Source organism: Pseudomonas sp. UV AK001 (assembly GCF_046097675.1).
Classification (GTDB): Bacteria; Pseudomonadota; Gammaproteobacteria; order Pseudomonadales; family Pseudomonadaceae; genus Aquipseudomonas; species Aquipseudomonas kribbensis.
Window position 1 is genome coordinate 83,438 of record NZ_JBJUVZ010000006.1, and the last position, 19,438, is coordinate 102,875.

16 protein-coding genes and 2 tRNA genes are annotated in these 19,438 nt (G+C 58.9%); 17 read left to right on the forward strand and 1 reads right to left on the reverse strand.

Annotation, left to right across the window (positions count from 1 at the left end; genetic code table 11):
* The first annotated feature begins 181 nt into the window (after positions 1-181).
* From dnaJ to ACKLNA_RS17580, 6 genes are all read left to right on the forward strand, one after another.
* Positions 182-1,306 (forward strand): molecular chaperone DnaJ, encoded by a 1,125-nt coding sequence (dnaJ, locus tag ACKLNA_RS17555; protein ID WP_249485688.1) that lies wholly within the window; start codon positions 182-184, stop codon positions 1,304-1,306.
* Between the two features lie 9 nt (positions 1,307-1,315).
* Positions 1,316-2,122, forward strand: coding sequence for a 4-hydroxy-tetrahydrodipicolinate reductase (gene dapB / locus ACKLNA_RS17560; protein WP_114881376.1), 807 nt, complete (start codon positions 1,316-1,318; stop codon positions 2,120-2,122).
* Positions 2,123-2,379: 257 nt separating this feature from the next.
* The gene (carA, locus tag ACKLNA_RS17565) at positions 2,380-3,516 is read left to right on the forward strand and encodes a glutamine-hydrolyzing carbamoyl-phosphate synthase small subunit (RefSeq protein WP_085711854.1); all 1,137 of its coding nucleotides are present in this window, start codon (positions 2,380-2,382) and stop codon (positions 3,514-3,516) included.
* A 126-nt stretch (positions 3,517-3,642) separates the two neighbouring features.
* Positions 3,643-6,864 (forward strand): carbamoyl-phosphate synthase large subunit, encoded by a 3,222-nt coding sequence (gene carB, locus ACKLNA_RS17570; protein WP_085711853.1) that lies wholly within the window; start codon positions 3,643-3,645, stop codon positions 6,862-6,864.
* Positions 6,861-7,337 carry a transcription elongation factor GreA gene (gene greA, locus ACKLNA_RS17575; protein WP_085711852.1) on the forward strand — a complete coding sequence of 159 codons (477 nt, stop codon included), beginning with the start codon at positions 6,861-6,863 and terminating at the stop codon, positions 7,335-7,337. The genes carB and greA overlap by 4 nt, the downstream gene beginning before the upstream one ends.
* A gap of 28 nt (positions 7,338-7,365) precedes the next feature.
* Positions 7,366-7,770, forward strand: coding sequence for an MFS transporter (locus ACKLNA_RS17580; protein WP_408986601.1), 405 nt, complete (start codon positions 7,366-7,368; stop codon positions 7,768-7,770).
* 9 nt (positions 7,771-7,779) lie between these two features.
* On the opposite strand, the gene ACKLNA_RS17585 is transcribed toward ACKLNA_RS17580, so the two are convergent.
* The gene (locus tag ACKLNA_RS17585) at positions 7,780-8,088 is read right to left on the reverse strand and encodes a YhbY family RNA-binding protein (RefSeq protein ID WP_011332401.1); all 309 of its coding nucleotides are present in this window, start codon (positions 8,086-8,088) and stop codon (positions 7,780-7,782) included.
* Between the two features lie 101 nt (positions 8,089-8,189).
* On the opposite strand from ACKLNA_RS17585, the gene rlmE reads away from it, so the two are divergent.
* The 11 genes from rlmE (at position 8,190) to infB (ending at position 19,310) form a co-directional block, all read left to right on the forward strand.
* Entirely contained in the window at positions 8,190-8,819 is a 630-nt protein-coding gene (gene rlmE, locus ACKLNA_RS17590) for a 23S rRNA (uridine(2552)-2'-O)-methyltransferase RlmE (protein WP_085711850.1), read from the forward strand.
* A gap of 202 nt (positions 8,820-9,021) precedes the next feature.
* Positions 9,022-10,932, forward strand: coding sequence for an ATP-dependent zinc metalloprotease FtsH (ftsH, locus tag ACKLNA_RS17595; RefSeq protein WP_085711849.1), 1,911 nt, complete (start codon positions 9,022-9,024; stop codon positions 10,930-10,932).
* A gap of 8 nt (positions 10,933-10,940) precedes the next feature.
* Positions 10,941-11,792 carry a dihydropteroate synthase gene (gene folP, locus ACKLNA_RS17600; protein WP_408986602.1) on the forward strand — a complete coding sequence of 284 codons (852 nt, stop codon included), beginning with the start codon at positions 10,941-10,943 and terminating at the stop codon, positions 11,790-11,792.
* Between the two features lie 16 nt (positions 11,793-11,808).
* Positions 11,809-13,146 (forward strand): phosphoglucosamine mutase, encoded by a 1,338-nt coding sequence (gene glmM / locus ACKLNA_RS17605; protein WP_408986603.1) that lies wholly within the window; start codon positions 11,809-11,811, stop codon positions 13,144-13,146.
* 65 nt (positions 13,147-13,211) lie between these two features.
* On the forward strand, positions 13,212-13,967 hold the full coding sequence (gene tpiA, locus ACKLNA_RS17610) for a triose-phosphate isomerase (RefSeq protein ID WP_408986604.1): 756 nt from the start codon (positions 13,212-13,214) through the stop codon (positions 13,965-13,967).
* A 4-nt stretch (positions 13,968-13,971) separates the two neighbouring features.
* Positions 13,972-14,355 carry a preprotein translocase subunit SecG gene (gene secG, locus ACKLNA_RS17615; protein ID WP_011332406.1) on the forward strand — a complete coding sequence of 128 codons (384 nt, stop codon included), beginning with the start codon at positions 13,972-13,974 and terminating at the stop codon, positions 14,353-14,355.
* 22 nt (positions 14,356-14,377) lie between these two features.
* A tRNA-Leu gene (locus tag ACKLNA_RS17620) sits at positions 14,378-14,463 on the forward strand.
* Between the two features lie 97 nt (positions 14,464-14,560).
* Positions 14,561-14,637: transfer RNA gene (locus tag ACKLNA_RS17625), tRNA-Met, on the forward strand.
* 138 nt (positions 14,638-14,775) lie between these two features.
* A complete protein-coding gene (gene rimP / locus ACKLNA_RS17630; protein ID WP_065260004.1) occupies positions 14,776-15,234 on the forward strand; it encodes a ribosome maturation factor RimP in 459 nt (152 codons plus the stop codon).
* 47 nt (positions 15,235-15,281) lie between these two features.
* Positions 15,282-16,763, forward strand: coding sequence for a transcription termination factor NusA (gene nusA, locus ACKLNA_RS17635; protein WP_003221546.1), 1,482 nt, complete (start codon positions 15,282-15,284; stop codon positions 16,761-16,763).
* Positions 16,764-16,790: 27 nt separating this feature from the next.
* Entirely contained in the window at positions 16,791-19,310 is a 2,520-nt protein-coding gene (infB, locus tag ACKLNA_RS17640; RefSeq protein ID WP_085711845.1) for a translation initiation factor IF-2, read from the forward strand.
* The last annotated feature ends 128 nt before the right edge of the window (positions 19,311-19,438 follow it).

The window sequence follows — 19,438 nt, forward strand, 5'->3', positions numbered from 1 at the left end:
GCTTCGCGTGCTGGCGGTATGGCTGGAAATGCTCCTGCTTTTCGCGCCGCAAGTACCGCATGAATCAAAGACCAGGATCGTTGAATTGACGTGAGTTGGGTCCGGGCCTGTATTGGGGCTCAACGAGTTTGGCGAAGCTCAGGAGAGGTTTGCCGAACGTCCTCAAGAGTATGAAGAACTTATGGCTAAGCGTGACTATTACGAAGTGTTGGGTGTTGAGCGTGGCTCAAGCGACGCAGACCTGAAGAAGGCCTATCGCCGTCTGGCAATGAAGCATCACCCGGACCGTAATCCCGATGACAAAGCATCGGAAGAACTGTTCAAAGAGGCCAACGAGGCCTACGAAGTATTGTCCGACTCCAGCAAGCGCGCGGCGTACGACCAGTATGGCCATGCCGGTGTCGACCCGAGCATGGGTGGCGGCGGTGCCGGTTTCGGCGGTCAGAACTTCTCCGACATCTTCGGTGATGTCTTCAGTGATTTCTTCGGTGGCGGTCGCGGCGGTTCCCGTGGCGGCGCCCAGCGTGGCAGCGATTTACGCTACACCCTGGAGCTGAACCTGGAAGAAGCGGTGCGCGGTACCACCGTGAATATCCGCGTTCCGACACTGGTCAACTGCAAACCGTGCGATGGTTCGGGCGCCAAGAAAGGTTCGTCGCCATCGACGTGCCCGACCTGCGGTGGCATCGGCCAGGTGCGCATGCAGCAGGGCTTCTTCTCGGTGCAGCAGACCTGCCCGCGCTGCCATGGCCAGGGCAAGATCATTTCCGATCCGTGCGACTCCTGCCACGGTGACGGTCGCGTCGAAGAATACAAAACCCTCTCCGTCAAAGTGCCGGCCGGTGTCGATACCGGTGATCGCATTCGTCTGTCCGGCGAAGGCGAGGCGGGTACTCAGGGTGGCCCGACCGGCGACCTGTACGTTGTGATCAATGTGCGCGAGCACGCGATCTTCCAGCGTGACGGCAAGCATCTGTTCTGCGAAGTTCCGATCAGCTTTGTCGATGCGGCGCTGGGTGGCGAGCTGGAAATTCCGACCCTCGACGGTCGCGTGAAGCTGAAGATTCCGGAAGGGACTCAGACCGGCAAGCAGTTCCGCGTGCGCGGCAAAGGCGTGGCGCCGGTACGTGGCGGTGGTGCGGGCGACCTGATGTGCCGTGTTGCGGTCGAGACGCCGGTCAATCTGAACCGTCGTCAGCGTGAATTGCTCGAAGAGTTCCGCAGCTCTCTGGCGGATGACAACAGCCACTCGCCCAAAACCACCGGTTGGTTCGATGGCGTGAAGCGCTTCTTCGGCGATCTGTAAGGAGTCGGCATGCGACGTATAGCTGTGATGGGCGCCGCCGGGCGCATGGGCAAGATTCTGGTCGAGGCCGTGCAGCAGCGCGCGCCGCTGACCGGTTTGACGGCGGCCATCGTTCGCCCTGGCAGTACGCTGATCGGGGTGGATGCCGGTGAGCTGGCTTCGCTCGGGCGAATCGGCGTGCCGTTGTCCGGGAATCTGGAATCGGTGGCGGAAGAGTTCGATGTGTTGATCGACTTCACACTGCCGGAAGTGATGCTGAAAAACCTGGCCTTCTGCCGCAAGGCGGGCAAGGCGATGGTGATCGGCACGACCGGGCTGGACGCTGCCCAGAAGCAGTTGCTGGCCGAAGCGGGCAAGGACATTCCGATCGTGTTCGCGGCCAACTTCAGCGTTGGCGTCAACCTGTCGCTGAAGCTGCTCGACATGGCTGCGCGGGTGCTGGGTGATGATGCGGACATCGAAATCATCGAAGCCCATCACCGCCACAAGATCGATGCGCCATCGGGCACGGCCCTGCGCATGGGTGAAGTGATCGCCAGTGCGCTGGATCGTGATCTGCAGAAGGTCGCGGTCTATGGTCGCGAAGGTCACACCGGTGCGCGTGAGCGTGAAACCATCGGTTTCGCCACTGTTCGTGGCGGTGACGTGGTGGGTGATCACACGGTGCTGTTCGCCTGTGAGGGCGAGCGCCTGGAGATCACCCACAAGGCGTCGAGCCGCATGACATTCGCCAAGGGCGCGGTGCGTGCAGCGTTGTGGCTGGATGCTCGCGAGCCGGGCCTTTACGACATGCAGGACGTGCTCGACCTGCGTTGAGCCTTGTTTGAACCCGGCGCAAACGCCCTGTTTGTGCCGGTTTTGCTGCGCCTGGCGACGCCCTGTCGCATTCTCCGGCCTTTCAGGCTCATTGGCGGTAGACCAAAAATCCCTTTTTCTGTAAGCTACAGCTTTAGTGTGTCCACTAAAAGCGCGCAGAATAATTCAGTGAAGAAGCGGGGTGACGTGTCCATACGTCACTCCGCTTTTTTACAACCTGCGATTGCCCTTTCATGCGTTATTTACGGGAGGTCTTCTTGACTAAGCCAGCCATACTCGCCCTTGCTGATGGCAGCATTTTTCGCGGCGAAGCCATTGGAGCCGACGGTCAGACCGTTGGTGAGGTGGTGTTCAACACCGCAATGACCGGCTATCAGGAAATCCTTACCGATCCTTCCTACGCCCAACAGATCGTTACCCTGACTTACCCGCACATCGGCAACACCGGCACCACGCCGGAAGACGCCGAGTCCAATCGCGTCTGGTCCGCTGGCCTGGTCATCCGTGACCTGCCGCTGGTAGCGAGCAACTGGCGTAACACGATGTCCCTGTCCGACTACCTGAAAGCCAACAATGTTGTGGCGATCGCCGGTATCGACACCCGTCGCCTGACCCGCATCCTGCGTGAAAAGGGCGCACAGAACGGCTGCATCATGGCCGGCGACAACATCTCCGAAGAAGCGGCCATCGCCGCTGCGCAAGGCTTCCCGGGCCTGAAGGGCATGGACCTGGCGAAAGTCGTCAGCACCAAGACCCAATACGAATGGCGCTCCACTGTCTGGGATCTGAAAACCGACAGCCACGCGACCATCGAAGCCTCCGAGCTGCCATACCACGTGGTTGCCTACGACTACGGCGTCAAGGTCAACATCCTGCGCATGCTGGTCGAGCGAGGCTGCCGCGTGACCGTAGTGCCGGCGCAAACCCCGGCTGCCGACGTGCTGGCCCTGAATCCGGATGGCGTGTTCCTGTCCAACGGCCCTGGCGATCCGGAGCCTTGCGACTACGCGATCAAGGCGATCAAGGAAGTGCTGGAAACCGAAATTCCGGTGTTCGGCATCTGCCTCGGTCACCAGCTGCTGGCCCTGGCCTCCGGCGCCAAGACCCTGAAAATGGGCCACGGTCACCACGGTGCCAACCACCCGGTTCAGGATCTGGACACTGGCGTCGTAATGATCACCAGCCAGAACCACGGTTTTGCGGTTGACGAAGCGACCCTGCCAGCCAACGTCCGCGCGATCCACAAATCGCTGTTCGACGGCACCCTGCAAGGCATCGAGCGCACCGACAAGAGCGCGTTCAGCTTCCAGGGTCACCCTGAAGCGAGCCCGGGCCCGAACGATGTGGCCCCTCTGTTTGACCGCTTCATCAACGAGATGGCCAAGCGACGCTAAGCGCTCGCCTTGAGACTGTAGCGAGAAGCCCCTCGAGGGCGGCCCCGGAACCGGCGGCCCCCTCGGGACTTCAGAAATCGATCAAGACGGCTTGCCGACTGACCTGCGGATTTGAGTGACAAACCCATGCCAAAACGTACAGACATTAAAAGCATCCTGATTCTCGGCGCTGGCCCGATCGTTATCGGCCAGGCCTGCGAATTCGACTACTCCGGCGCCCAGGCTTGCAAAGCCCTGCGCGAAGAGGGTTACCGCGTCATCCTGGTGAACTCCAACCCGGCCACCATCATGACCGACCCGGACATGGCCGACGCCACCTACATCGAGCCGATCAAGTGGCAGACCGTTGCCAAGATCATCGAAAAAGAGCGTCCGGATGCGGTGCTGCCAACCATGGGCGGCCAGACCGCTCTGAACTGCGCCCTGGACCTGGAGCGCGAAGGCGTTCTGGAGAAGTTCGGCGTTGAGATGATCGGTGCCAACGCCGACACCATCGACAAGGCTGAAGACCGTTCGCGTTTCGACAAGGCGATGAAAGCCATCGGCCTGGAATGCCCTCGTTCCGGTATCGCCCACAGCATGGAAGAAGCCAACGCGGTGCTCGAGCGCCTGGGCTTCCCGTGCATCATCCGTCCGTCCTTCACCATGGGCGGCACCGGTGGCGGTATCGCTTACAACCGTGAAGAGTTCGAAGAAATCTGCGCCCGTGGTCTGGACCTGTCGCCGACCAAGGAACTGCTGATCGACGAATCGCTGATCGGCTGGAAAGAATATGAAATGGAAGTTGTCCGCGACAAAAAGGACAACTGCATCATCGTCTGCTCGATCGAAAACTTCGACCCGATGGGCGTGCACACAGGTGACTCGATCACCGTGGCTCCGGCCCAGACCCTGACCGACAAGGAATACCAGATCCTGCGTAACGCCTCGCTGGCGGTACTGCGCGAGATCGGCGTCGAGACCGGCGGTTCCAACGTTCAGTTCGGTATCTGCCCGGACACCGGCCGCATGGTCGTGATCGAAATGAACCCGCGTGTATCGCGTTCGTCGGCCCTGGCTTCGAAAGCTACCGGCTTCCCGATTGCCAAGGTTGCAGCCAAACTGGCGGTCGGCTACACCCTCGACGAGCTGTCGAACGACATCACCGGCGGCAAGACCCCGGCGTCCTTCGAGCCGTCCATCGACTACGTCGTGACCAAGCTGCCGCGCTTCGCCTTTGAGAAGTTCGCCAACGCTGACGCTCGCCTGACCACTCAAATGAAGTCGGTTGGTGAAGTCATGGCCATCGGCCGTACCTTCCAGGAATCCCTGCAGAAAGCCCTGCGCGGTCTGGAAGTGGGCGTTTGCGGTCTGGACGAGAAAGTCGACCTGAGCAACCCGGAAAGCATGAGCGTGCTCAAGCGCGAACTGACCGTGCCGGGCGCCGAGCGTATCTGGTACGTGGCGGACGCCTTCCGCGCCGGCATGACTGTCGAAGAAATCTTCGGCATGAACATGATCGATCCGTGGTTCCTGGTGCAGATCGAAGATCTGATCAAGGACGAAGAGAAGGTCAAGACCCTGGGTCTGTCCGCTATCGACCGCGACCTGATGTTCAAGCTCAAGCGTAAAGGTTTCTCCGACCAGCGTCTGGCCAAGCTGCTGGGCGTGACCGAGAAGAACCTGCGCACTCACCGTCAAAAGCTGGAAGTGTTCCCGGTCTACAAGCGCGTCGACACCTGCGCCGCCGAATTCGCCACCGACACTGCTTACCTGTACTCGACTTACGAGGAAGAGTGCGAAGCCGCGCCGTCGGGTCGCGACAAGATCATGATCCTGGGTGGCGGTCCGAACCGTATCGGCCAGGGCATCGAGTTCGACTACTGCTGCGTACACGCCGCTCTCGCCCTGCGCGAAGACGGCTACGAAACCATCATGGTCAACTGCAACCCGGAAACCGTTTCCACTGACTACGACACTTCCGACCGTCTGTACTTCGAGCCGGTAACTCTGGAAGACGTGCTGGAAATCTGCCGCGTCGAGAAGCCGAAAGGCGTGATCGTCCAGTACGGCGGCCAGACTCCACTGAAACTGGCTCGTGCCCTCGAAGCAGCCGGCGTGCCGATCATCGGCACCAGCCCTGACGCTATCGACCGTGCCGAAGACCGTGAGCGCTTCCAGCAGATGGTTGAGCGTCTGAATCTGCGTCAGCCGCCAAACGCCACCGTGCGCAGCGAAGACGAAGCCGTTCGCGCTGCCGCGAAGATCGGTTACCCGCTGGTGGTTCGTCCGTCCTACGTACTGGGCGGCCGGGCAATGGAAATCGTCTACAAGGAAGAAGAGCTCAAGCGTTACCTGCGTGACGCGGTGCAAGTATCCAACGACAGCCCGGTGCTGCTCGACCACTTCCTCAACTGCGCCATCGAGATGGACGTGGATGCGGTCTGCGACGGCAAGGACGTAGTGATCGGCGCGATCATGCAGCACATCGAACAGGCGGGCGTTCACTCCGGTGACTCCGCGTGCTCGCTGCCGCCGTACTCGCTGCCGGCGCACATCCAGGACGAGATGCGCGAACAGGTCAAGAAAATGGCCCTGGAGCTGGGCGTGGTCGGCCTGATGAACGTTCAGCTGGCGCTGCAAGGCGAAGACATCTACGTCATCGAAGTCAACCCGCGTGCTTCCCGTACCGTACCGTTCGTGTCGAAGTGCATCGGTGTTTCCCTGGCCATGATCGCGGCTCGCGTGATGGCTGGTAAAACCCTGAAGGAAATCGGCTTCACCAAGGAAATCATCCCGAACTTCTACAGCGTGAAAGAGGCGGTGTTCCCGTTCGCCAAATTCCCTGGCGTTGACCCAATCCTTGGCCCAGAGATGAAGTCCACCGGTGAAGTGATGGGCGTCGGCGACACTTTCGGCGAAGCCTTCGCCAAGGCTCAGATGGGCGCCAGCGAAGTGCTGCCGACCGGCGGTACCGCATTCATCAGCGTACGTGATGACGACAAGCCGCTGGTTGCAGGTGTGGCCCGTGATCTGATCAACTTGGGCTTCGAAGTGGTCGCCACTGCCGGCACTGCCAAGCTGATCGAGGCTGCAGGCCTGAAAGTGCGTCGCGTGAACAAGGTGACCGAGGGTCGTCCGCACGTGGTCGACATGATCAAGAATGACGAAGTCACGCTGATCATCAACACTACCGAAGGTCGTCAGTCGATCGCCGACTCTTACTCCATTCGTCGTAACGCCTTGCAGCACAAGATCTACTGCACCACCACCATTGCTGCTGGCGAAGCCATCTGCGAAGCGCTGAAGTTCGGTCCCGAGAAGACCGTGCGCCGCTTGCAGGATCTACACGCAGGATTGAAGGCATGAATAAATACCCAATGACCGTCCAGGGCGCGAAAGCCCTGGAAGAGGAACACGCTCATCTGACCAAGGTCGTTCGTCCGAAGCTCAGCCAGGACATCGGTACGGCCCGCGAGTTGGGTGACTTGAAGGAAAACGCCGAATACCATGCCGCCCGCGAACAGCAGGGCATGGTCGAGGCGCGGATCCGTGACATCGAAGGTCGCATGCAGAATGCCGTGATCATCGATGTGACGACCATTCCGCACACCGGCAAAGTGATTTTCGGCACTACCGTCGAGATCGCCAACGTCGAGACCGATGAAAGCGTGACTTACCAGATCGTTGGTGAAGACGAGGCGGACATCAAGCTCGGCAAGATTTCGGTCGGCTCGCCGATCGCCCGCGCCTTGATTGCCAAGGAAGAGGGCGACACGGTCGTCGTGAAAACGCCGGGCGGCGATATCGAGTATGAGATTGTCGAAGTCCGTCACATCTGAAACATGGCGCCCGTTGCAGGCGGGCGCCATGCTCTGGCAGCTGACCCAGATGTTGTGGGTCGGCGGCTTATGGCTGGTGCACCTCGGTCTGCGGCCGGTGCTGGGCCAGATTGGCCTGGCACCGCTGCTGATCGACGAAGTCGCCAGTGCGTTCGAAGTGCCGGTGGTGGGTTTTGCTGCCGTGTGCGTGGTTTTTCAGGCTTTGGTGCTGGTACGGGCCGAAGGCCTTGCCAGTCTATGGCGGGATTTTCGCGGGCAAGTGCTGCTGATGGCGTTGTATGCGAGTGCGATGTATGTCGCAGTGCGTGTCGGCTGGCCGGATGCGCAGCGCTGGCAGGTGTTCAGTTATCTTGTTCTGGGCTTTTCCGGACTGGTACTGGTGTTGCAACCGGTGCCGGGGTGGAGTAGCAGGGTGCGCGAAGCACACCCTTGACCCTTGCCATCACTTGAAGCGATGGACGTTCGACAGCTGCTTGTTGACGCTGAAGTTCTTGCGATAAATCAGTGCCATCTTGCCGATGACCTGAACCAGATCGGCCTTGCCGACCTTGCACAGCTCTGCAACGGACGCCAGGCGCGCCTCGCGATCGAGGATGTTGAGCTTGATCTTGATCAGCTCGTGATCCGCCAATGCGCGTTCGAGTTCGGCTAAAACACCCTCAGTCAAACCGTTGTCAGCTACCGTCAAAACTGGTTTGAGGTGGTGGCCGATGGATTTGTACTGTTTCTTCTGCTCTGGAGTGAGCGGCATAATCTGACCCTTTCGTCTGGATTCTGTAAAATGGCGGCCATTTTACCCGAGGGCTCGTGGATCCGCCCAATTAATCACGACCCTAATCAACGAGGTGCCCAATGGCGCGTTCCAAGACAAGCCTTGGTTGGCTGAAACGACATGTCAACGATCCTTATGTGAAGCAGGCGCAGAAGGATGGCTACCGCTCGCGTGCGAGTTACAAGCTTCTGGAAGTCCAGGAGAAATACAAACTGATCCGCCCAGGCATGAGCGTGGTCGATCTTGGCGCGGCGCCCGGTGGCTGGTCGCAGGTCACCAGCCGGCTGATCGGTGGCCAGGGGCGTCTGATCGCCTCGGACATCCTGGAAATGGACAGCATTCCGGACGTTACCTTCATTCAGGGGGATTTCACTCAGGATGAAGTGCTCGCTCAAATCCTTGAGGCGGTGGGTAATTCGCAGGTGGACCTTGTGATTTCCGATATGGCCCCCAATATGAGTGGTACGCCTGCCGTAGATATGCCGAAAGCCATGTTTCTTTGCGAGCTGGCGCTTGACCTGGCGGAGCGGATTCTCAAGCCGGGCGGTAATTTCCTGATCAAGATTTTTCAGGGCGAAGGGTTCGATGTTTACCTGAAGGACGCTCGTCGGAAATTCGACAAGGTCCAGATGATCAAGCCGGACTCTTCCCGCGACAGTTCCCGCGAGCAATACATGCTGGCTTGGGGTTATCGCGGTCGCAGCGAGTAAAGCGAGGTTTTTTGGCGGGGTGATAGGTTTTTCGTATTTCGCCCCGCGTGCATAAGCGAATATTGTGTAGAAAGTGTTTCACAAAGGGTTACAGACGGCGCCTGCCAGAGCTGTAGGTAATGTAGTAAGTTAGGCCGGTGAATATCATGCGAAGCGCGCGCCAGTAGCGGAGCTTGCTTCAGAGGGTAGTTAATTGAACGATATGGCAAAGAATCTGATCCTGTGGTTGATCATCGCGGCTGTCCTGGTGACGGTGATGAACAACTTCTCCAGCCCTAACGAGCCGCAGACCCTCAACTATTCCGACTTCATCCAGCAGGTCAAGGATGGCAAGGTCGAGCGCGTGGCCGTCGACGGCTACGTGATTACCGGCAAGCGCAACGATGGCGACAGCTTCAAGACCATTCGTCCGGCAATCCAGGACAATGGCTTGATCGGCGACCTGGTCGACAACCACGTTGTGGTCGAAGGCAAGCAGCCTGAGCAGCAAAGCATCTGGACCCAGCTTCTGGTGGCCAGCTTCCCGATCCTGGTGATCATCGCGGTGTTCATGTTCTTCATGCGCCAGATGCAGGGCGGTGCGGGCGGCAAGGGCGGGCCGATGAGCTTTGGCAAGAGCAAGGCGCGTCTGCTGTCCGAAGATCAGGTGAAAACCACCCTGGCTGACGTTGCCGGTTGCGACGAAGCCAAGGAAGAGGTTGGCGAACTGGTCGAGTTCCTCCGTGATCCGGGCAAGTTCCAGCGCCTGGGCGGTCGCATTCCTCGCGGCGTGCTGATGGTTGGTCCTCCGGGCACCGGTAAAACCTTGCTGGCCAAGGCGATTGCCGGCGAAGCCAAGGTACCGTTCTTCACCATTTCCGGTTCTGACTTCGTCGAGATGTTCGTCGGTGTCGGTGCCAGCCGTGTTCGCGATATGTTCGAACAGGCCAAGAAACACGCACCTTGCATTATCTTCATCGACGAGATCGATGCCGTTGGTCGCCATCGTGGCGCTGGCATGGGTGGTGGTCACGACGAACGTGAGCAGACTCTCAACCAGTTGCTGGTCGAGATGGATGGCTTCGAAATGAATGACGGCATCATCGTCATCGCTGCCACCAACCGTCCTGACGTGCTGGACCCGGCTCTGCTGCGTCCGGGTCGTTTCGACCGTCAGGTAGTGGTCGGTCTGCCGGATATCCGTGGTCGCGAGCAGATCCTCAAGGTGCACATGCGTAAAGTGCCAATGGGTGACGACGTTGCTCCGGCCGTTATTGCGCGTGGTACTCCGGGCTTCTCCGGTGCTGACCTGGCCAACCTGGTCAACGAGGCCTCGCTGTTCGCTGCCCGTGCCGGCAAGCGTATCGTCGAGATGAAAGAGTTCGAGCTGGCCAAGGACAAGATCATGATGGGCGCCGAGCGCAAATCCATGGTCATGTCCGAGAAAGAAAAGCAGAACACTGCCTACCACGAAGCGGGTCACGCTATCGTCGGTCGCGTCGTGCCTGAGCATGATCCGGTCTACAAGGTGTCGATCATCCCGCGCGGCCGTGCGCTGGGTGTGACCATGTTCCTGCCGGAAGAAGATCGTTACAGCCTGTCCAAGCGTGCGTTGATCAGTCAGATCTGCTCGCTGTACGGCGGCCGTATCGCCGAAGAAATGACCCTGGGCTTCGATGGCGTGACCACCGGTGCCTCCAACGACATCATGCGTGCCAGCCAGATTGCACGGAACATGGTGACCAAGTGGGGTCTGTCTGAAAAACTCGGTCCGTTGATGTATGCGGAAGAAGAGGGCGAGGTGTTCCTCGGTCGTGGCGGTGGCGGTCAGAACGCCAGCTTCTCGGGCGAAACGGCCAAGCTGATCGACTCGGAAGTGCGCAGCATCATCGATCAGTGCTACGGCACCGCCAAGCAGATCCTGACCGACAATCGTGACAAGCTCGATGCCATGGCAGATGCCTTGATGAAGTACGAGACGATCGATGCTGAACAGATCGACGACATCATGGCGGGTCGCACGCCTCGCGAACCTCGTGACTGGTCGGGTGGCACCGGAACTGGCACGCCTCCTCCGGTGGTTCAGGATGAGCGTCCGGAAACACCGATTGGCGGTCCGGCTGCTGACGTTTAAGGTTTGAAATGACTTCTGTACAGTCCCTGACCCGGTTGCCTTGCGGCAACCGGGTTCTTGATTTGGCCCGGACGCATGTCATGGGTATTCTCAATGTCACTCCCGATTCTTTCTCCGATGGTGGCCGATATAGCCAGCTTGATGCGGCCCTGCGTCATGCCGAGGCTATGGTGTTGGCCGGTGCGACGCTGATCGATGTTGGCGGAGAGTCCACTCGGCCGGGTGCGCGAGCGGTTTCGCCACTCGAAGAGCTGGAGCGCGTGGCGCCGATCGTGGAGCTGATCAATCGCGAGCTGGATGTGATCATCTCTGTCGATACCTCGACTCCGGCCGTCATGCGGGAAACTGCGCGACTGGGCGCCGGGTTGATCAATGATGTGAGATCGCTGCAGCGTGATGGTGCGCTGGATGCCGCTGCTGCCACCGGATTGCCGGTCTGTCTGATGCATATGCTGGGTGAGCCTGGTGACATGCAGGACAATCCGCAGTATCAGGATGTCACCCGGGAGGTGAGTGAGTTTCTTGCCGGGCGTATGGAGCGATGTGCTTCGGTTGGCATTCCTGCCGAGCGGATCATTCTTGATCCTGGCTTCGGCTTCGCCAAAACCCTGCAGCACAATCTAAGCTTGTTCAAGCATATGGATGCCCTTCATGCATTGGGGCGACCTCTGCTGGTTGGTGTCTCGCGAAAAAGCATGATTGGGCAGGCTCTGAATCGTCCTGTGGGCGAGCGTCTGCATGGTGGTTTGGCCCTGGCGGCGCTGGCGTCCGTCAAGGGGGCGCGTATATTGCGCGTCCATGACGTGGCGGAGACGGTGGATGTTGTGCGGATGATCGCGGCCGTGGAATCAGCCGAATAAGAATGATGGAGCGCTTATGAGCAAGAAATACTTTGGTACCGATGGCATTCGTGGTCGTGTCGGTGAATACCCGATTACTCCTGACTTCATGCTCAAGCTTGGCTGGGCTGCGGGCATGGCATTCCGAAAAATGGGTGCCTGCAAGGTGCTTGTCGGCAAGGACACGCGAATTTCCGGTTACATGTTCGAATCGGCGCTTGAAGCCGGCCTGACATCGGCGGGCGCCGATGTAATGTTGCTCGGTCCAATGCCGACGCCTGCCATCGCTTACCTGGCGCGTACCTTCCAGGCTGAAGCCGGTATTGTGATCAGTGCTTCGCACAACCCACACGATGACAATGGCATCAAGTTTTTCTCCGGCAGGGGCACCAAATTGCCGGACGAGCTCGAACTGATGATCGAGGAGTTGCTCGATACGCCAATGACCGTTGTCGAGTCGAGCAAGATCGGCAAGGTATCGCGAATCAACGATGCCTCCGGCCGCTACATCGAATTCTGCAAAAGCAGTGTGCCGACCAACACCAGTTTTGCAGGTCTCAAGATCGTGATCGACTGCGCGCACGGAGCGACCTATAAAGTCGCGCCAAGCGTGTTCCGCGAGCTGGGCGCTGAAGTCGTGGTGCTGTCCGCGCAGCCGAACGGTCTGAACATCAATGACAACTGCGGCTCCACTCATATGGGGCCGTTGCAGGCGGCGGTGCTGTCCGAGCACGCTGACCTGGGGATTGCATTCGATGGTGATGGCGACCGGGTACTGATGGTCGATCACACGGGTGCAATTGTTGATGGTGACGAACTGATCTTCATTATTGCGCGTGACCTGCATGAGCGTGGCAAGTTGCAGGGTGGCGTGGTCGGTACGCTGATGAGCAACCTTGGTCTGGAGTTGGCGCTGGCTGATCTCGGTATTCCTTTCGTGCGTGCAAATGTCGGCGACCGTTATGTGATTGCCGAACTGCTTGAGCGCGATTGGCTGGTCGGGGGCGAGAACTCGGGGCATGTTGTCTGCTTCAATCACACCACGACAGGTGACGCGATCATCGCGGCCCTGCAGGTGTTGATGGCGCTGAAAACCCGAAACGAAGGTCTGGCGCAAACCCGTCAGGCGTTGCGCAAGTGTCCTCAGGTGTTGATCAATGTCCGTTTCGGCGGTGGCGACAGTCCGCTCGATCACCCGGCTGTCAAGGAAGCCAGCAAGCGTGTGACCGAGGCAATGGCGGGTCGTGGGCGTGTGCTTCTGCGCAAGTCTGGCACAGAGCCTCTGGTGCGTGTCATGGTCGAAGGTGAGGATGAAACCCAGGTTCGCAGCTATGCCGAAGAACTGGCAAAACTGGTAACTGAAGTTTCTGCCTGATACGGCTTGCCAGCCATGATTGTGTTGGGTAACATCTGCGCCCACTTTGACCGACGAGGTACAGCATGCGTCGCCCTATGGTAGCTGGTAACTGGAAGATGCACGGTACCCGCGCCAGCGTCGCTGAGCTGATCAACGGCCTTCGTCATCTGGCCTTGCCAAGCGGTGTTGATGTCGCGGTATTCCCGCCTTGCCTGCATATCAATCAAGTGATTGATGGCTTGAAAGGAAAGTCGATTTCGGTCGGCGCGCAGAATTCTGCGGTGGAATCGATGCAAGGTGCGTTGACTGGTGAAATTGCACCGAGTCAGTTGGTGGATGCAGGTTGTTCCCTGGTGCTTGTCGGGCACTCCGAACGCCGCCAGATCATGGGTGAGCGAGACGGAATGCTGAATCGCAAGTTCGCAGCGGCACAGGCATGTGGCTTGATTCCGGTGTTGTGTGTAGGGGAAACCCTGGAGCAGCGCGAAACCGGAAAAACTCTTGAGGTTGTCGGGCGTCAGCTGGGCAGCATCATCGAGGAGCTGGGTGTCGGTGCTTTTGCCAATGCAGTGATCGCTTACGAGCCGGTCTGGGCCATTGGTACCGGGCTGACTGCAACGCCGCAGCAGGCTCAGGATGTGCATAAAGCCATTCGCGAGCAGTTGGCGGCAGAGAATTCTGAAGTCGCGCGAAATGTACGGCTTCTATACGGCGGCAGCGTGAAGGCGGCCAATGCGGTCGAACTGTTCGGCATGCCGGATATCGATGGGGGGCTCATTGGTGGAGCTTCCCTGAATGCAGATGAGTTCGGTGCGATCTGTCGCGCCGCGGGAAACTGAAAAAATGCTGGAAACAGTCGTAGTCGTTTTTCATCTGCTGGGTGCATTGGGCGTAGTTGCTCTGGTTTTGCTGCAGCAGGGTAAAGGTGCGGACGCTGGCGCGTCTTTCGGAGCAGGTGCTTCAAATACTGTGTTCGGAAGCCAAGGTTCCTCTACCTTTCTTAGTAAGTTTACTGCTATACTTGCCGCCGGTTTCTTCATAACCAGCTTGGGGTTAGGATACTTTGCTAAAGAGAAGGCTCATCAGCTGACTCAAGCAGGTTTGCCAAACCCGGCAGTGTTGGAAGTTCCAAAGCAACAACCGGCTTCTGATGATGTCCCGGTGCTTCAAGAGCAAAAGTCGGCTACTCCAGCGACTGACGTACCTCCAGCTCAAGAGCAGAAGTAAGAAGGGTTTCAAACGTAGTTTTGCCGAGGTGGTGGAATTGGTAGACACGCAACCTTGAGGTGGTTGTGCCCATAGGGTGTAGGGGTTCGAGTCCCCTTCTCGGTACCAATTAGTCAGGAGAGCCCGCTGTTGCGGGCTTTCTTGCAGGTGGAAGGTTACATTGACCCTACTGGGGATCGGTCGTATACTTCCGCCCCAGCTTTGTCGCGGGGTGGAGCAGTCTGGTAGCTCGTCGGGCTCATAACCCGAAGGTCGTCGGTTCAAATCCGGCCCCCGCAACCAGTTTAAGGAGCCCCTTTTAAGGGGCTTTTTGTTAGCTGGACACTTTCAACGCCGCTGTTCGACGGCGTTTCAAGGATGGGCGTTTCGCCCATTTTTTTATTTTGCAAAGCATGCACATACATGCACGAGGGGGTTCAGGTGTCGAGCAAGCTAGAAGAGTTGCAGGCCTTGTTGGCCCCGGTGGTCGTGGCCCTGGGCTATGAATGCTGGGGTATTGAGTTCTCGGCTCAAGGTCGTCACTCAATGTTGCGCGTTTATATCGATAAGGAAGGCGGCGTACTGGTGGACGATTGCGCCATCGTCAGCCGTCAGATCAGCGGTGTGCTGGATGTTGAAGATCCGATCTCCGTTGAATACACCCTTGAAGTTTCCTCGCCTGGCATGGAACGCCCACTGTTCACTCTTGAGCAGTTTGCCAAATTTGCCGGTGAACAAGTAAAGATCAGGCTGCGCTCGCCTTTTGAAGGACGACGCAACTTTCAGGGCCTTCTGCGCGGTGTAGAAGAACAGGATGTCGTGGTGCAGGTAGATGACCATGAGTTCCTGTTGCCGATCGATATGATCGACAAGGCCAACATTATTCCCAGTTTTGACTGAGACGCGGATCCCGCGGATCCAATGGCTTGCGAAAGGCGAGGCGTACGATGAGCAAAGAAGTACTGCTGGTTGTTGAGTCGGTATCCAATGAAAAGGGCGTACCGGCAAGCGTAATTTTTGAAGCGCTGGAGCTGGCTCTGGCCACTGCTACCAAAAAGCGTTTTGAAGACGAAGTTGATCTGCGTGTGGAAATCAATCGCCACACCGGTTCTTACGAAACTTTCCGTCGCTGGACGGTCGTCGAAGAGAATGATCTCGATGATCCGGCCATCGAAACCTGGCCAAGCAAGGTTGCCGAAACGCATCCTGGTGCCAAGGTCGGTGACGTCGTCGAAGAAAAGATCGAATCCATCGAATTCGGCCGCATTGCTGCGCAGACCGCCAAGCAGGTCATCGTGCAGAAAGTGCGCGAAGCCGAGCGCGCTCAAGTGGTCGACGCTTATCGCGAGCGCCTGGGAGAAATCATCTCCGGCACCGTGAAGAAAGTGACCCGCGACAACGTGATCGTCGATCTGGGTAATAACGCCGAAGCGTTGCTGGCCCGTGAAGACATCATTTCTCGCGAGACCTTCCGTGTCGGCGTGCGTCTGCGTGCGCTGCTCAAGGAAATCCGCACCGAGAACCGTGGCCCGCAGCTGATCCTGTCGCGTACCGCGCCGGAAATGCTGATCGAGCTGTTCCGTATCGAAGTGCCGGAAATCGCTGAAGGCCTCATCGAGGTCATGGCCGCTTCCCGTGATCCGGGTTCGCGCGCCAAGATCGCCGTCCGCTCCAAGGACAAACGCATCGACCCGCAGGGCGCGTGCATCGGTATGCGCGGTTCGCGCGTCCAGGCCGTGTCGGGCGAGTTGGGTGGCGAGCGTGTCGACATCGTCCTGTGGGACGACAACCCGGCGCAGTTCGTGATCAATGCCATGTCGCCGGCAGAAGTGGCGGCCATCATCGTTGACGAAGATGCCCACGCCATGGACATCGCCGTTGGCGCAGACAATCTGGCTCAGGCCATCGGTCGTGGTGGTCAGAACGTGCGTCTGGCGAGCCAGCTGACTGGCTGGACCCTGAACGTGATGACCGAATCGGACATCCAGGCTAAGCAACAAGCGGAAACCGGCGACATCCTGCGCAACTTCATCGACGAGCTGGAAGTCGACGAAGAGCTGGCTCAGGTGCTGGTTGACGAAGGCTTCACCAGCCTGGAAGAGATTGCCTACGTACCGTTGGAAGAAATGCTCAACATCGACGGCTTTGACGAAGACATCGTCAACGAGCTTCGTGCTCGTGCCAAGGATCGCTTGTTGACCAAAGCCATCGCTACTGAGGAAAAGCTGGCAGACGCCCATCCGGCCGAAGACCTGCTCTCGCTTGAGGGTATGGACAAGGATTTGGCGATGGAACTGGCGGTGCGCGGCGTAATTACCCGCGAAGACCTGGCCGAGCAGTCTATTGACGACCTGCTCGACATCGACGGCATTGACGATGATCGTGCCGGCAAGTTGATCATGGCCGCCCGAGCCCACTGGTTCGAGTAATTAGGCGCGGCCTGAGGAGAGAAATGCATGACGCAAGTCACGGTGAAACAACTGGCCGATGAGGTCAAAACACCGGTAGAGCGCCTGTTGCAGCAGATGCGTGAGGCAGGTCTGCCGCACACCGCCGCCGAAGAACATGTGACTGACAGTGAGAAGCAATCCCTGCTGACTCACTTGAAGAGCAGCCACAAGGCGAAAGTGGAAGAACCACGCAAGATCACGCTGCAGCGTAAAACCACCAGCACCCTGCGTGTGGCTGGCAGCAAAAGCATCAGCGTTGAAGTCCGCAAGAAGAAAGTTTTCGTACAGCGTAGCCCGGAAGAAATCGAAGCCGAGCGCAAGCGTGAACTGGATGAGCGTCGCGCAGTAGAAAATGCTGCCCGTCAAAAGGCTGAAGAAGAAGCCCGCGTTCGCGCCGAAGAAGAAGCGCGTCGCCAGCCTGCTGCTGCACCGACCGCTTCCGCCGAGCCTGTTGCTGCGCCTGCGCCAGCCGCTGAACCCGTGCGCGAAGCTGCACCGGTTGTGGCTGCTGCGCCAGCTGCCGACACTCGCAAGCGTGACGAACAGCGCCGTCCGGACAAGCCACGCGCCGACGACAACAACCGTCGCGGCAGCGGTGATGGCGAGCGCAAGAACGCTCCGCATCGCGCTTCGGTCAAGGAAAAGGCACCGGCTCCACGTGTGGCGCCACGCACTACCGACGAAGAAAGCGATGGTTTCCGTCGTGGCGGTCGCGGCAAGGCCAAGCTGAAGAAACGCAACGCCCACGGTTTCCAGAGCCCGACCGGCCCTGTCGTGCGTGAAGTGAAGATCGGCGAAACCATCACTGTTGGCGATCTCGCTCAGCAGATGTCGGTGAAGGCTGCTGAAATCATCAAGTTCATGTTCAAACTGGGTACTCCAGCGACCATCAACCAGGTGCTTGATCAGGAAACTGCTCAGCTGGTAGCTGAAGAGCTGGGCCACAAAGTGACCCTGGTCAGCGACACCGCCCTGGAAGATTCCCTGGCCGAGTCCCTGAAGTTTGAAGGTGAGGCTGTTCCTCGTGCGCCGGTCGTGACCGTAATGGGTCACGTTGACCACGGTAAGACCTCGCTGCTCGACTACATCCGTCGTGCCAAGGTAGCTGCTGGCGAAGCGGGTGGTATCACCCAGCACATCGGTGCCTACCACGTTGAAACCGAACGCGGCATGGTCACCTTCCTCGACACCCCGGGTCACGCCGCGTTTACCGCAATGCGTGCCCGTGGTGCCAAGGCGACCGACATCGTGATCCTGGTGGTTGCGGCGGACGACGGCGTGATGCCACAAACCATCGAAGCTGTTCAGCATGCTCAGGCGGCTGGCGTTCCTCTGGTGGTTGCGGTGAACAAGATCGACAAGCCGGGCGCTGATCTCGATCGCATCCGTAGCGAACTGTCGGCTCACGGCGTGACCTCCGAAGACTGGGGTGGTGACACTCCATTCGTTCCGGTCTCGGCGAAAATGGGTACCGGCGTCGACGAACTGCTTGAAGCGGTATTGCTGCAAGCCGAAGTTCTCGAGCTGACTGCCACTCCATCGGCTCCTGGCCGTGGCGTCGTGGTTGAATCGCGTCTGGACAAGGGCCGTGGCCCGGTAGCGACTGTTCTGGTTCAGGACGGTACGCTGCGTCAAGGCGACATGGTGCTGGTCGGCTCGAACTATGGCCGCGTGCGCGCCATGCTCGACGAGAACGGCAAGCCGATCAAGGAAGCAGGTCCGGCCATTCCGGTCGAGATCCTAGGCCTGGACGGTACGCCTGACGCTGGCGACGAGATGAGCGTGGTTGCCGACGAGAAGAAAGCCCGTGAAGTGGCTCTGTTCCGTCAAGGCAAGTTCCGCGAAGTCAAACTGGCTCGCGCTCACGCCGGCAAGCTGGAAAACATCTTCGAAAGCATGGGTCAGGAAGAGAAGAAGACGCTCAACATCGTCCTCAAATCCGACGTCCGTGGTTCGCTGGAAGCACTGCAGGGCGCTCTGAACGGCCTGGGCAACGACGAAGTGCAAGTGCGCGTGGTCGGTGGCGGTGTCGGTGGTATCACCGAATCCGACGCCAACCTGGCACTGGCTTCCAACGCTGTACTGTTCGGCTTCAACGTGCGTGCCGATGCCGGCGCACGGAAGATCGTCGAGCAGGAAGGTCTGGACATGCGTTACTACAACGTGATCTACGACATCATCGAAGACGTCAAGAAAGCCCTGACCGGTATGCTTGGCAGCGATGTTCGCGAGAACATCCTCGGTGTGGCCGAAGTCCGTGACGTGTTCCGCTCGCCTAAGTTCGGCGCCATTGCCGGCTGCATGGTGATCGAGGGTACTGTTCACCGTAACCGTCCGATCCGTGTACTGCGTGAAGACATCGTGATCTTCGAAGGCGAGCTGGAATCCCTGCGCCGCTTCAAGGATGACGCTTCCGAAGTACGTGCCGGCATGGAATGCGGTATCGGCGTGAAGAGCTACAACGACGTCAAGGTCGGTGACAAGATCGAAGTCTTCGAGAAGGTTCAGGTTGCTCGCAGCCTCTGACTCGCGCACTTCAAGGGCCACGTCGGGTCGTCGCATGAAAATGCGCGACACGGCGTCAGGACTCTAAACGCAACGCCCGGTCTGGCTTTTTGTCAGGCCGGGCGTTTGCCGCTTTCAGACCTTGCGGG